Genomic DNA, 14,252 nt, shown 5'->3' with positions numbered 1-14,252 from the left:
TTTTTTCATGCCCATTTATCCTCAGAGGGTCTGCAGGAGTTCCTGGACTTTGGCCAGATACTCTTCACGGCTGAAGGTGAATACCTCCCCGGTCTTGCGGACCTTGACCTCGATCTGGCCTTCTTCGACAGCCTTCGGGCCGATGACCACACGCACCGGATAACCGATCAAGTCGCAATCGGCAAACTTGACGCCAGCACGTTCCTTGCGGTCGTCGAGCAGCGTATCGATACCTGCCTGACGGCACTCGCCATAGATGGCCTCCGCATACTGGAGCTGTTCTTCCTTCTTGGCATTGACAGCGACAACAACCACCTCGAACGGAGCGATAGCCCGTGGCCAGATGATGCCCTGCTCATCGTTGTTCTGCTCAATGGCAGCGGCCATCGTACGGCCGACGCCGATGCCATAGCAGCCCATATAAAGCGGCTGTTCTTTGCCCTTCTCATCGAGGAACGTTGCCCCCATGGCCTGCGAATACTTCGTGCCCAACGTGAAGACCTGCCCAGCCTCAATGCCGCGCGTCATCGTCAGCGGTGCCCCGCAGCGCGGGCAGGCATCGCCTTCCTTGACCATGCGCAGATCCGTGACCACAATGCTCGCCTGCGTGAAATCACGCTGTGGATTGACATTCTTATAGTGATGATCTGCCTCGTTCGCACCAGCAACAGCGTTGGCCATATTCATGACAGTCGGATCGACGAGGATCAGCGTGCCCTCCTTGATGCCGATGGGGCTCATGAAGCCTGGGCAGCCGCCCACTGCCTTGATGGCGTCATCGTCAGCCATGCGCAGGTCAAGCGCACCCTCGAGCTGGTTGATGACCTTGACCTCGTTGACCTCATGATCGCCGCGGACAAATGCCAGCACGAGCTGATCCGCATCGCTCTGATACGCGACAGCCTTGATGGTCTTTTCTGCCGGCACCCCGAGGAATTTTGCCAGTTCCTCAATCGTATCCGCCCCCGGCGTCGCCACCTTCTCCAGTGGCAGAGCCTCTTCCGCTGCCGCTGCGATTGGTGCCAGCTCAGCCTTTTCATCACTGGCTGCATAGTCGCATGCCGTACAGTAAGCAATATTGGACTCACCAGCATCAGCCAGGACCGTGAACTCGTGAGAATGACCGCCACCGATGGCACCGTTATCGGCCTCGACCGGACGGAACTTGAGTCCCATGCGGGTGTAGATGTTCGTGTAAGCATCGTACATCTTCTGGTAGGACTCATTCATACCCTCGATGTCCTTATCGAAGGAGTAGAGGTCTTTCATGATGAACTCACGGCTGCGCATCAAGCCAAAACGCGGACGGCGCTCATCGCGGAACTTATCCTGGATCTGGTACAGCATGAGCGGCAGCTGCTTGTAGCTGCGTACCTCATCACGGACGAGTTCCGTCATCATCTCCTCGTGCGTCGGTCCCAGGCAGAAGTTGCGGCCATGACGATCCTTGATGCGCATCATCTCATCGCCATAAGCAGCCCAGCGGCCGCTTTCCTCCCAAAGCTCCGCCGGCTGCAGGATTGGCATGCCGACTTCCTGGCCGCCAGCAGCATCCATCTCCTCGCGGATGATTGCCTCGATCTTGCGGATGACACGCCAGCCCAGCGGCAGGAAGTTATACATACCGCCTGCGACCTTGCGGATCATGCCAGCACGGTACATCAACTGATGGCTGACAATCTCGGCCTCTGCCGGCGTATTGCGAAGTGTTGGTGCATATAAATTACTTGCTCTCATTTTTGTCTGCGTTCCTCCAAAATTGCGTCGATTTCCTTGAACAATTCATCGACGAGTATATTCTCAGGTACCTTGCGGATGATTTCGCCCTTGCGGAAGATAAGTCCTTCCCCATTGCCGCCGGCAATGCCGACATCCGCCCCCCGGGCTTCGCCCGGCCCATTGACGACACAGCCCATCACGGCGACATCGATGGGATCCTTGATCCCATCAAGTTTCTTTTCCACCTGAGCGGCGATTGCGGGCAGGTCGATGCTCGTCCGGCCACAGGTCGGGCAAGCGACCAGCGTCGGGCCATATTCCTTGAGCCCCAGCGACTTCAGGATCTCATTGGCTACCTTGACCTCGACGACAGGATCGCCCGTCAGCGAGATGCGGAAGGTATCGCCAATGCCCTCGGCGAGCAGCGCACCGATACCGACAGCCGATTTGATGATTCCCGTATTGACCGTTCCCGCCTCGGTTATGCCAAGGTGCAGCGGATAATCGACAGTCTCGCTCATCAAGCGGTAGGCCGCCAAAGTCAGCGGCACATCATGCGCCTTGAGAGAAATTTTCATGTCATGGAAATCAAGGGCTTCGAGGATGCGGATATGCTGCATAGCCGACTCGACGAGCGCCTCCGGCGTGATCGCACCATATTTCGCCAGGATCTTCTTATCCAGCGACCCCGCGTTGACGCCGATGCGGATAGGGATATGCTTCGCCTTGGCAGCCTGCACGACTGCCTTGACCTTTTCCTCGCCGCCAATATTGCCTGGGTTCAGCCGCAATGCCGAAATCCCCTGCTCGATCGCCTCCAGCGCGAGCTTGTAGTCAAAATGGATATCGGCGACCAGCGGCACCTCCACCGCCCGGATGATATTGCCGAGATTCTTGGCTGCCTCCATATCCGGCACAGCCAGCCGGACAATATCACAGCCAGCCGCTTGCAGCGCCTTGATCTGCGCTACGGTCGCCTCGGTATCCGTCGTCTTCGTATTACACATCGACTGCACCGAAATCGGTGCACCGCCGCCAATCACAACCGGCCCGATATGGATCTGGCGGGTATGCTTGCGTTTCATCATCTATAGTCAGCCTCCCGTAAAGATGCGTACAATATCGTTCTTGGTGGCGAGGATCATCAAGAGAATCAACAGGACTATGCCGATCTTCTGCGTGTACTCCAGCGCCTTCGGCCCCATCGGTTTGCCCCTGACGGCCTCGACACAAAGGCCAGCGAAATGGCCGCCATCCAACGCCGGGACGGGCAGCAGATTGACGATGCCCAGATTGAGGCTCAGGAAAGCCGCAAAATTCAGCAATGGCACAAAGCCCATCTGCGCCACCTCGCCAGCCATCTGGGCCACACCGATCGGTCCGGCCAGCTCGGAACCCGAAAGCTCGAGCAGGATCTTATAGAGTGCATCAAGCATCATGACAAGGATGGCCCCCGTCTTCTGCACAGCCAGCTGCAGGGATTCCAGCAGCCCTGGCATGCGGGTATCCACCGAGCTCATGACACCGACCATGGCCTTTTTCGCCTTATCGTCATAGACCGGCGTCATGGTCGCCGAAAACTGCTGCTCGCCACGCTGGACGACCAGCTCGACCGGCGTCCCCGTGTTGTCCTTGATGACATCGACGAACTCCGTCCATTTGCTGATGCTCTGCCCATTGAGGGACAGCACCCGGTCCCCAGCCTGCAGGCCAGCTTCGGCAGCCGGCTTGCCCTCCATGACCGTCCCGAAGACGGGATCTGGATTTGGCGTGCTGACACCCGCAAAGAAAAAGATGCCAAAGAACAGGATCACCGGCAGGATGAAATTCATCGTCGAGCCGGCCAGGATGACAATCATGCGCGACAGCACCGGCTTCGCGCAATAGCCACGCTCCCCCGCGTCGTTATCGGCCGGATTCATCCCGGCGATATCGTTGAAGCCGCCGAGGGGAATCACCCGCAGCGAGTACTCGGTCTCTCCCCAGCGATGGCTGATGAGTTTCGGCCCGAAGCCGATGGCAAATTCATCTACGCGCATTCCCGTAAGTTTCGCCGTAATAAAATGTCCCAGTTCATGGACCAGTACCAACAGACCAAAAACAAAAATAGCTGCTGCTATCGTCAAAACCATAAAAACACCTGCCTGTTATTTCGTCAGCAGGGACGCCGCGAAGTCGCGGGCCCAGCGATCTTCCTCAAACAATTCTTCCAGCGTTGGTTCCATGATGCATTCGCGTTTCATCATCGTCTGCTCGATGATGTCATAAATATCGAGGAACTTGATGCCACCCTTCAGGAATGCACCAACAGCAATTTCATTGGCCGCATTGAAAATACAGGGCATACTGCCGCCCATCTCACCGGCCTCATAAGCAAATTTCAGCCCCTTGAAGGTATCCGTATCCGGTTCAGCAAAGGTCAAGTCCTTCATCTTCCAGAAATCGAGACGCTCAAACTGCGAATCCGTGCGCTCCGGATACGTCAATGCATACTGGATCGGCAGCTTCATATCCGTGGAGCCAAGCTGAGCGATGACCGCACCATCATGGAACTGCACCATCGAATGCACGATGCTCTGCGGATGCACGACCACCTGGATCTGATCGTAACGCATGCCATAGAGCCATTTGGCCTCGATGACCTCAAGTCCCTTGTTGACGAGCGTCGCAGAATCTACCGTGATCTTCTGCCCCATGTTCCAAGTCGGATGTGCCAGCACCTGATCGCGTGTCGCATCCTTGAGGTCCTCCCGCTTCATGCCACGGAAGGGGCCGCCCGAACAAGTCAGCAGCAGCTTCTCCACCGTAGCGAGCCGCTCTCCCTGCAAGCACTGGAAGAATGCACAATGCTCACTGTCGACCGGCAGGATGGACACGCCCTGCTCCTTGGCACGGCGCATGACAATCTCACCGGCTACGACGAGGGTTTCCTTGTTCGCCAAGGCAATGTTCTTCTTGGCCTCCAAAGCCTTCATCGTCGGCTCCAAACCGGCAAAGCCCATCATCGAAGTCACTACCGTATCAACTTCAGTAACCGCAGCTGCATCGATAAAAGCCTGCCGGCCACCAGCCAACTTGGTAGGGCCGCTGTAACGGCTCTTTAAACGGTTATATGCCGCTTCATCGGATAAAACCGCAAGTTCCGGCTCAAATTCACGAATCTGCTTTTCGAGCAGTTCATCACTAGCATTTGCCGCCAGCACTGAGATATGGAATAACTCCGGATGGCTGCGCACCACATCCAGCGTCTGGGTGCCAATCGACCCAGTCGAACCTAATACTGCAATATTTTTCATCGCCGAATCTCCTTACTTCTTACTTCATCGCCAGACCGACGAACTTGACAAAATAATAGACCAATGGCGCCGTAAACAGCACGCTGTCAAAACGATCCCAGATGCCACCATGGCCTGGGATGATGCTGCCCGAATCTTTGATGCCCGTATAGCGCTTAGCCACCGATTCCACCAGATCTCCGAGCGTTGCCAGGACAGCAATGGCCAGTCCCAGGATAGCCATCTCCTGCACCGGCAGGGCAAAGAAGATGCCCAGCCCCGCCACAGCTGCCGTCGTACCGACGAGAGAGCCGAGAAAGCCCTCGACGGTCTTGTTCGGACTGATGCTGGGACAGAGCTTGTGCCGGCCAATGGCCGACCCCGTGAAATAAGCGAACGTATCGCTGGCCCAGGTGCCGATGAACATGATCCAGATCAAGGCACAGCCGAACTCGAAATCGCCCAGCTGCGTCGGGATCAGCCGTGTCTCCGGCCAGTCGCGCAGCATGACCATGTAGGCAAACGGGAAGCCGATATACAAGATCCCTGTCACGGAAGTGACTGCATCCATGATGCTCACCGAACCGCGGAGCAGCACGCTTTCGAGCAGGACTATCGCTACGATGAGTGTCGCGGCTGCCACCATGAGCTCAACATTCCCCTGCCAGCCTGTATACCAAAGGGCAGCGACGCCTAAGAATCCCGTCAATAAAGTCAGTCCCATGCCACGCTCACCGAATGCCCGTGCATACTCAAACCAGGCAATAAGCCCCAGCACCAAGGCAAAACCAGCAAACAAGGTACCGCCCGTCTGGATGACATACGCAGCCAAAGCAATACCGATAAGACCTGTTATTATTCTTGTAATCAATACTAACGCTCCTAATCCTTATTTTTCCTCCGGCTTCGTAAGCCCGCCGAAGCGGCGGTCACGGCCTGCATAGTCTACCATGGCTTCAACGAAGCACTCAGGCGTGAAGTCCGGCCAATTCGTATCCGTGAACCAGAACTCAGCGTAGGCCGCCTGCCACAGCAGGAAATTCGACAAGCGCTGGTCACCGCTCGTGCGGATCACGAGATCGACTGGCAGGTTGCCCTGCGTGTCCAGCGCAGATTCGATGACCGTCTCATCAATCTGCTCCGCCGCCAGCTCGCCAGCCTGCACCCGCCGGACGATGGACTGGACACTGCGGACCAGTTCATCCTGGCCACCGTAATTCACTGCTACGTTGAATTTCACGCCCGTATTGTCCTGCATGAGCTCCTCAGCCTCGCGCATCTGTTTCTGCAGCGATGCTGGCAGACCTTCGATGCGGCCGATGAAATGGATCCGGACGTTGTCCTCATGCATCTCCTGCAGTTCCTTCTTGAGGTACTCGGAAAAGAGGTTCATAAGGAACTCGACCTCTGTATGCGGCCGCTTCCAATTCTCCGTCGAAAAGGCATAGACCGTCAGCGCATCGAGCTTCAAGCCGATAGCCGTCTTGAGGATGTTCTTGAGCGTTTTGACACCAGCGGTATGCCCAACTGTACGCATCGCCCCCTGCCCTTGTGCCCACCGTCCATTGCCATCCATGATGATGGCCACGTGACGCGGCAATTTTTTCCAGTTAATTTCTGCGAACAATGGTGAATCATGTGCCGGAATGGTAAAATCGTCAGTAGTTACAACAGCTCGGCCGATTTTACCCAAAATCTTCTTAATCATATTGTAATCCCTCATTTCAGGATTTTACGTTTCCCAAAATATAAGAACAAGCCCCTCTTCCGTCAAGCCGTAAGAGGGGCCCATTCCCAATGGAACCTAACGTTCCCTCATGCGTCAGGGAGCCTCGATAGCGGATACCGGGCAGCCAGCAGCGCAAGCGCCGCACTCTACGCATTTGTCTGCATCGATTTCATAATGCTCAGCACCTTCGCTGATAGCCTCAACCGGGCAAGTAGCAGCACAGGAACCGCACGAAATGCAGTCATCGTTGATCTTGTATGCCATGTCTAGACACCTCCTTCGCTCATTTCTTCTGCTTAGCCACGAGGGTCACAAGCAGAGTGCCGTCAGCAAGACTGCGCTCACGGACGACATAAAGACAGCTCGAATCTGTCTTGAAAAAATCACGCGTTGGGCATGATATTTCCGTCTGGAAATGAGTCCCTGCCTGCCGGAGCAGCTGCTCCGCCTCCGCCCAGGGACGGCCGATCACATCCGAAGCCATATCAGACTTCCATGACCTCTTTCTCTTTAGCATCCTTCGTCGTGTCGACAAGCTTGATGTATTTGTCGACAAGCTTCTGCATGCTCTCCTGGCCGCGCTTGGAATCATCCTCCGTGATTTCCTTGGCTTTCTCCAGCTTCTTGATTGCGTCATTGCCATCGCGGCGGACATTGCGGATGGCTACTTTCGCTTCCTCAGCCTTCTTGTTGACCGACTTGACGAGCTCCTGACGGCGCTCCTGGGTCAGCGCCGGGATAGCCAGGCGGATAGCCGTGCCATCCGAGTTTGGCGACAGGCCGAGGTCAGATTTCATGATAGCGACCTCGATGTCATGCAGGATGGATTTCTCATACGGCTGGATGATGATCATGCGCGGCTCCGGAACCGAAACCTTGGCGATCTGGTTGACCGGCGTCGGTGCACCATAGTAGTCCACCGTGACCTTGTCGAGCAAGGACGGCGTAGCACGGCCAGCACGCAGCGTAGCGAATTCGCGTTTGAGCGCCTCGATGGATTTCTGCATGCGTTCCTCATGGGAAGCAAGGATATCTTTGATCATTATTCATTACCTCCTACCGTCGTGCCGATCTCTTCACCCAGAGCGGCCTTGACGATGTTTTTGTGTTCATCAATGTTGAATACAACCAAGGGGATCTTGTTGTCCATGCACAGGCTCGTAGCCGTCGTGTCCATGACCTGCAGCCCACGGTTGATGATTTCGATGTACGAAAGCGTATCGAACTTCTTCGCATCCGCATTCTTGTTTGGATCCGAGTCATAGATGCCGTCCGTCCCCTTCTTGGCCATGAGGATGACATCTGCCTCGATTTCAGCAGCGCGCAGTGCAGCCGTCGTGTCTGTCGAGAAATACGGATTGCCCGTGCCAGCACCAAAAATGACGACGCGGCCCTTCTCCATGTGACGGATAGCCTTGCGGCGGATATAGAGCTCAGCGACCTGACGCATCTCGATAGCCGTCTGCACACGCGTATCCACATCCAGCTTCTCCAAAGCATCCTGCAACGCCAAAGCATTCATGACTGTCGCCATCATGCCCATGTAGTCAGCCGTAGCGCGATCCATGCCCTTAGCCGAACCAGCAAGGCCACGCCAGATATTGCCACCGCCTACGACAACTGCAACGTCGACGCCATGCTCGCGGACCTTCTTGATCTGCACGGCAATATCTTCAACGACAGACGGATTGATACCGAAGCCCTGGTCGCCTGCCAGCGATTCCCCGCTGAGTTTTAGGACTACACGTTTATACTTTGCTGTTTCCAAAACAATTAACCTCCATCCAGGCATCACTGTACCCGATTCAAACTCATACTGCATCTATTATACATGAAAACGCGATGCGAAACAATGTTTCTCCCCGCCGATTTGCCCTTTTCACGAAAAAAGGAGCACATCCTGGCGGATGTACTCCCGTAAATGCATTTCCTGGTGGGAAATGGCTTATTTCATCTGTGCAGCAACCTCAGCAGCGAAGTTCTCTTCTTTCTTCTCGATACCTTCGCCGAGCTGGAAGCGCGTGAATGCCGTAACCTTGGCATCGCCGAGGACGTCTTTGATCGTCTTCTCGGAATCTTTGACGAATACCTGCTCGTTCAGGCAGACTTCTTTGTAGAATTTGTTGATGCGGCCCTCAACCATGCGCTCGATGATGTTGGCCGGTTTGCCCTCTTCCTCAGCCTGCTTACGGAGGACTTCCTTCTCATGCTCGAGGGAAGCAGCGTCAACACCAGCGCGATCGATAGCCTGCGGAGCAGCTGCAGCGATCTGCATAGCGATATCCTTGCCGAGTGCCTCGTCGCCAGCCGTCAGCTCAACGAGGACACCAATCTTGCCGCCCATGTGGATGTAGCTTGCCACACGGCCTTCCGTCTCATAGCAAGCGAAACGGCGCAGGGAGATTTTCTCACCGATCGTAGCCGTAGCTTCCGTGATGAGGTCAGAAACCTTCTTGCCCTCGATCTCGCTGTTGTTCAGCGCGTCGAGATCTGCCGGTTTCGTCTCAACGATGTGCTTGGAGATCTTAGCCGTCAGCGCCTTGAACTGCTCATTGCCAGCAGCAAAGTCCGTCTCGCAGTTGATCTCGACAACAGCGCCGACCTTAGCGTCCTCGCTGACATATGCAGCGACAGCGCCCTCAGCAGCAACGCGGCCAGCTTTCTTCTCAGCTTTGGCGATGCCTTTCTCGCGCAGGAAGTCGATTGCCTTCTCCATGTCGCCATCGACAGCCGTCAGAGCTTTTTTGCAGTCCATCATGCCTGCGCCCGTTTTCTCGCGCAGTTCTTTTACCAGTGCAGCAGTGATTGCCATTTACTTCTTCCTCCTAAAATCAGCTTGGATTTCATAATGAATAACGGGGTAAGGGATAATTATTCCCTTACCCCGTCATGATTTCTCGTAGTGAGTCTGGATTACTCAGCAGCTTTCGTCTCAGCAGCCTCGCCATCCTGGCCCTGACGGCCTTCGAGGACAGCGTCAGCCATGCGGCCCGTCAGCAGTTTGACGGCACGGATAGCATCGTCGTTGCCCGGGATGACATAGTCGATCTCATCCGGATCGCAGTTCGTGTCAACGATAGCAACGATAGGAATATTGAGCTTGCGAGCCTCAGCAACAGCGATACGCTCTTTGCGCGGATCGACGATGAAGAGAGCGCCCGGCAGCTTGTTCATGTCTTTGATACCGCCGAGGTATTTCTCGAGTTTCTCCATCTCATGGCGGAGAACCTGTACTTCTTTCTTCGTGAGGACTTCGAACGTGCCATCAGCTTCCATAGCCTCGAGCTCTTTGAGACGGGCAACACGCTTCTGGATCGTCTGGAAGTTCGTCATCATGCCGCCGAGCCAACGCTCGTTGACATAGAACATGTTAGCGCGCAGGGACTCCTCTTTGATAGCCTCCTGAGCCTGTTTCTTCGTGCCGACGAAGAGGATGTTCTTGCCTTCTTCAGCAACGCTGCGAAGGAATGCATAAGCCTCGTCAACTTTCTTGACGGTCTTCTGCAGGTCGATGATGTAGATGCCATTGCGCTCCGTGAAGATGTATTTAGCCATCTTCGGGTTCCAACGGCGGGTCTGATGTCCGAAGTGGACACCTGCTTCAAGTAACTGTTTCATGGAAATAACTGCCATGTTGGTGCACCTCCTGTTTTTTTCTTCTGAGCTCCTCATCTTCTGCACCACCCTGTATCAGGGCACAGGGCAGATATCGGAAACCCATGCTTTTTATTACACCGTGAGATATTATATCATGGGCAAATAGAAAAAAGCAATCCTTAAAACAAAAAATTTTGTCCTATCCCTACAAAAACCTATTCCCCATAATCAGTCTTCAAATTGCAGTTTGTAAATTACCGTGTTTTTATTCGAGAAAAGCCGCGCCGCCGGGCAGGGGAGTACCAACGCTTCACTTAGATGCTTTGCTAAAAATATTTTTTGCCTTTAACTAAGCATTGAAAAAGTTCCCAAACGCGCTACGCTTGAACGGTGTGAATTTTTCAACGGAATGTGTAGGCAAAAAATATTTTCTTCACGCAAACCATCAATGTTACGCTTATGGTACTCCCCTGCCCGGCGGCTTCGTTTCAGCAATAGCCCAAATGAATCTTCAACCTGCTAATACGTTAGTGTGTATCATTCTGTGCCTAGGACAGTCGCTCCAGATAGAAAGAAGCACTCCCCCGTTCGCCCCTATCATCCGCATGAGCAGGTTTGTACGAACCGTTTCTCTCGTAACAAGCACATCGATGTAATTCGTAACCTATTGCCGGAACAAAGCAGGCTTATCCAAACGTAGCAGAGGGCGGGGGCGGGTACACTTTCTTCGCAGCGGGAGCGATTTGCCCGAACGCAGTGAGGGATGGCCCGCGGGAGATAATCACTAGAACGTCTAGATGTATCGGCGTGCCGCTGGCCTGCCCGGCACATGTATCTAAGTACGTACTAAAGCAGCCGCGCGGGTCATTTAGCGGGAGCGGAGAAAAAGTGCACCCGCCCCCACCCAAGCTGAGCTGTAACGAGTTTGTTTTAACCACGTACGGACAGATAAACTGCAATTTAACAAAAGACCCGTTGACTTCTTGTAATGTCAACGGGTCTTCGTATTCATCAGACGGTCATCTCACAACTTCCGCCTTAAGCATAAATGCCAGCTATATTAAGCTGCCGCATGTTTTTTCTCTTCCTGATCCATAACAATCGTCACCGCACCATCACCAGTGATATTGAGGCAGGTACGGAACATATCGAGGACGCGGTCGATACCAGCCACCAGTGCCATGCCCTCGATCGGCAGGCCGACAGACTGCAGCACCATGGCCAGCATGATGAGGCCGGCGCCCGGGACACCTGCAGTACCGATCGAGGCCAGCGTGCCTGTCAGCACGATCATCATCATCTGGCCAGCCGTCAGGTCGATGCCGAATACGTTGGCGATGAACAGCGTGCAGACACCCATGTAAAGCGCCGTGCCATCCATATTGATCGTCGCACCGAGCGGCAGGACGAAGGATGACACCTCACGGGATACACCGAGCTTCTCCTGGCAGTTCTTCATATTGACTGGCAGGGATGCGGCGCTCGAGCAAGTCGTGAAGGCGATGAGCATCTGCTCGCTCATGCCCTTGAAGAATTCCAGCGGCGTATGTCCGCCCCAGACCTTGGCCAGCGTCGAGTAGACGGCAATCGCATGGATTGCGCAGCCAACAGCCACGCAGGCGATGACCGACATCAACGGCAGCAGTACCTTCGGGCCATTCTTGGCTACGACCGGCAACAGCAGTGCGAAGACACCATACGGTGCGAAGCTCATGACGAGGCCGATGATCTTGTAGGATACCTCTGCCCCAGCATCGAAGAATCTGACGAGCAGTTCCGCCCGCTCACCGCCGACCTTCAAGATGCCGACACCGACAAACAGCGAGAAGATGATGACCGGCAGGATCTGGGCCTTAGCCATCGCCTCGATGGGGTTGGCAGGAACCATGGCCACGAACACCTGCATGATCGATGGTGCTTCCTTGACCTTGACGGCTGCCTCACTGGCCATCTGCAGGCCCACCCCCGGATGGACAAGGCCGGCAATGCCAAAGCCGATGACGATGGCCACCGCCGTCGTGCAGAGATAGAGCAGGATCGTCTTGAGACCGATGCGTCCCAATTTCTTCGTATCACCGAGACTTGTCATACCGACGACGAGGGAGAAGAATACGACCGGTACAATCATCATCTTGATGAGATTGATGAAGATGGTGCCGATTGGCGCAATCCACCAGTTGATGAACGGCAGTCCCGGTTCACCGGCAATAAGGCCAACGACAACAGAAAGTATCAGAGCGATAAAAATCTTGATTGAAAGGTTCATAACAATCACTCCTTTGCTGGAAAATAAGATAATATGATTTCACAATCCCTCATCTGCCTTTATTATACTGATAGTTTCCATATGTGTCTACACTATACAGACATATAGGTGTTATGTGTATTGTATACATAAATAAACACCTCCCGAGGTGGATATATATCCGCCTCGGGAGGTGTTGCTTCTCATATTCAGCTCTGCTGGAGAATCGAATAGTTTTCCGGATGCATGCCAGGCTTGACGGTCACCTTGATATCTGTGCCGAATTCCGCGGCCAGGTCCATCATCAGCTGATTCGCCCGCAGCTCCTCGGCCACGGTCTCATGGACCTCGATCTCATAGCCTTCCCGCGCATGGGAACTGCGCTCCATGCGGCGGATGGCCGCCGCGATGCGGATGCTCACAGTCTCTGGCGACTCGACGCGGCCGCGCCCATGGCAGACCGGACACTCGCTGTAAATGATGCTATCGAGATTCTGCCGCGATTTCTTGCGGGTGATCTCCACGAGCCCCAGGCTCGTGATGTCGACGATGTTCGTCTTCGTGCGGTCATGACGGACATTTTCGCGCATATAGTTCAGCAGATGCTCCTTCTGCGCCTCCTTCTCCATATCGATGAAGTCGACGATGATGATGCCGCCGATATCGCGCAGGCGGATCTGCCGCAGGATCTCGGCAGCTGCCTCAAGGTTTGTCTGGTAGACCGTATCTGCAAGATTCGACTTGCCGACATATTTGCCTGTATTGACATCAATGACGGTCAAAGCCTCCGTCTTGTCGATGACGAGGAATCCGCCAGACTTGAGCTCCACTTGCCGCGCTCCAAGCTTTTCGAGCTCATCTTCGATGCCGTATTTGCGGAACAGCGGCTCTTTGCCCTCGTAGAGCTTGACCCGCTGGGCCAGATGCGGCGAGAGGAACTGCACTAGGTCGACCACCCGCTGCCAGACCTCGCGATCATCGATGAGCACCTCATCCACCTCATCGGTCAGCGAGTCGCGCACCATGCGGATGATGAGATCTGCATCGCGGAACAGCAGATTTGTTCCCTTGCCCTTGAGCTTGAAGCGCGCCATGATGGACTCCCAGAGCTTGACCAGATAGTCCACATCCGCCTTCAAGGTCTCCTCACTCTGCCCTGCCGCCACGGTGCGGATGATGAGCCCCATGCCCTGAGGACAGATGCGGCTGGCTATCTCATGCAAGCGACTGCGCTCCGCCTCATCATCAATGCGGCGCGACATGCCGATATAGGCAGCCGTCGGCATCAAGACGACGTTGCGCCCCGGCAGCGAGATATGCGTCGTGGCGCGCGGCCCCTTCGTGCCGATGGCATCCTTGATGATCTGCACGGGCAGCCGCTGGCCGATATGGATGTGCTGCACCTTCGGCAGCGCCTTAACCACATCCTGAGGCAAGCCATCGCCGATGTAAAGGAATGCGTTCTTCTCCGTCCCGATGTCGACAAAAGCCGCCTGCATGCCAGGCAGGACATTCTGCACCTGCCCCTTATAGATATTCCCTACCAGGTGTGAATGGGACGAGCGTTCCATCTCAATGGCTTCCAGCACGCCATCTTCCACCATGGCTACCCGGTTCTCTTCGGGTACACAAGTCACCAGTATGGATTTCATAAGCTCCCCCCTTTTCCCACGTGTCAGCTATATCC

At 54.9% G+C, this 14,252-nt stretch carries 14 protein-coding genes; all 14 read right to left on the bottom strand.

Annotated features, from left to right (window positions below; all coding sequences use genetic code 11):
- Window positions 1-21: 21 nt before the first annotated feature.
- The gene (locus FZ041_RS13145; protein ID WP_149189890.1) at window positions 22-1,737 is read right to left on the bottom strand and encodes a proline--tRNA ligase; all 1,716 of its coding nucleotides are present in this window, start codon (window positions 1,735-1,737) and stop codon (window positions 22-24) included.
- Window positions 1,734-2,807 (bottom strand): flavodoxin-dependent (E)-4-hydroxy-3-methylbut-2-enyl-diphosphate synthase, encoded by a 1,074-nt coding sequence (gene ispG / locus FZ041_RS13140; protein WP_149189889.1) that lies wholly within the window; start codon window positions 2,805-2,807, stop codon window positions 1,734-1,736. The genes FZ041_RS13145 and ispG overlap by 4 nt, the downstream gene beginning before the upstream one ends.
- Before the next feature lie 6 nt (window positions 2,808-2,813).
- Window positions 2,814-3,851, bottom strand: coding sequence for an RIP metalloprotease RseP (gene rseP, locus FZ041_RS13135; protein WP_075445751.1), 1,038 nt, complete (start codon window positions 3,849-3,851; stop codon window positions 2,814-2,816).
- Between the two features lie 15 nt (window positions 3,852-3,866).
- Window positions 3,867-5,015: a 1-deoxy-D-xylulose-5-phosphate reductoisomerase gene (locus FZ041_RS13130; protein ID WP_075445750.1), complete on the bottom strand. Its 1,149-nt coding sequence runs from the start codon at window positions 5,013-5,015 to the stop codon at window positions 3,867-3,869.
- Window positions 5,016-5,034: 19 nt separating this feature from the next.
- Window positions 5,035-5,865: a phosphatidate cytidylyltransferase gene (locus FZ041_RS13125; RefSeq protein ID WP_149189888.1), complete on the bottom strand. Its 831-nt coding sequence runs from the start codon at window positions 5,863-5,865 to the stop codon at window positions 5,035-5,037.
- An 18-nt stretch (window positions 5,866-5,883) separates the two neighbouring features.
- Window positions 5,884-6,702 (bottom strand): undecaprenyl pyrophosphate synthase, encoded by an 819-nt coding sequence (uppS, locus tag FZ041_RS13120; RefSeq protein WP_149189887.1) that lies wholly within the window; start codon window positions 6,700-6,702, stop codon window positions 5,884-5,886.
- 114 nt (window positions 6,703-6,816) lie between these two features.
- Complete coding sequence (locus FZ041_RS13115; protein WP_005842915.1) at window positions 6,817-6,987, bottom strand: 4Fe-4S ferredoxin; 171 nt, start codon at window positions 6,985-6,987, stop codon at window positions 6,817-6,819.
- 19 nt (window positions 6,988-7,006) lie between these two features.
- Window positions 7,007-7,207 carry an RNA-3-phosphate cyclase gene (locus FZ041_RS13110; RefSeq protein ID WP_075445747.1) on the bottom strand — a complete coding sequence of 67 codons (201 nt, stop codon included), beginning with the start codon at window positions 7,205-7,207 and terminating at the stop codon, window positions 7,007-7,009.
- Between the two features lies 1 nt (window position 7,208).
- Window positions 7,209-7,766 carry a ribosome recycling factor gene (frr, locus tag FZ041_RS13105; RefSeq protein ID WP_149189886.1) on the bottom strand — a complete coding sequence of 186 codons (558 nt, stop codon included), beginning with the start codon at window positions 7,764-7,766 and terminating at the stop codon, window positions 7,209-7,211.
- On the bottom strand, window positions 7,766-8,515 hold the full coding sequence (gene pyrH, locus FZ041_RS13100) for a UMP kinase (protein WP_075445767.1): 750 nt from the start codon (window positions 8,513-8,515) through the stop codon (window positions 7,766-7,768). The genes frr and pyrH overlap by 1 nt, the downstream gene beginning before the upstream one ends.
- A gap of 153 nt (window positions 8,516-8,668) precedes the next feature.
- Window positions 8,669-9,535, bottom strand: coding sequence for a translation elongation factor Ts (gene tsf, locus FZ041_RS13095; protein ID WP_075445745.1), 867 nt, complete (start codon window positions 9,533-9,535; stop codon window positions 8,669-8,671).
- Window positions 9,536-9,636: 101 nt separating this feature from the next.
- Window positions 9,637-10,356: a 30S ribosomal protein S2 gene (rpsB, locus tag FZ041_RS13090; RefSeq protein WP_075445744.1), complete on the bottom strand. Its 720-nt coding sequence runs from the start codon at window positions 10,354-10,356 to the stop codon at window positions 9,637-9,639.
- Window positions 10,357-11,380: 1,024 nt separating this feature from the next.
- On the bottom strand, window positions 11,381-12,586 hold the full coding sequence (locus FZ041_RS13085) for a dicarboxylate/amino acid:cation symporter (protein ID WP_075445784.1): 1,206 nt from the start codon (window positions 12,584-12,586) through the stop codon (window positions 11,381-11,383).
- A gap of 188 nt (window positions 12,587-12,774) precedes the next feature.
- On the bottom strand, window positions 12,775-14,217 hold the full coding sequence (locus tag FZ041_RS13080) for an Rne/Rng family ribonuclease (protein ID WP_149189885.1): 1,443 nt from the start codon (window positions 14,215-14,217) through the stop codon (window positions 12,775-12,777).
- Window positions 14,218-14,252: the final 35 nt, after the last annotated feature.

It is taken from the genome of Pseudoselenomonas caprae, assembly GCF_008271345.1.
Lineage (GTDB): Bacteria > Bacillota > Negativicutes > Selenomonadales > Selenomonadaceae > Selenomonas_A > Selenomonas_A caprae.
The sequence above is the reverse complement of the archived record's forward strand: the minus strand, read 5'-3'. Positions and strand labels throughout refer to the sequence as shown.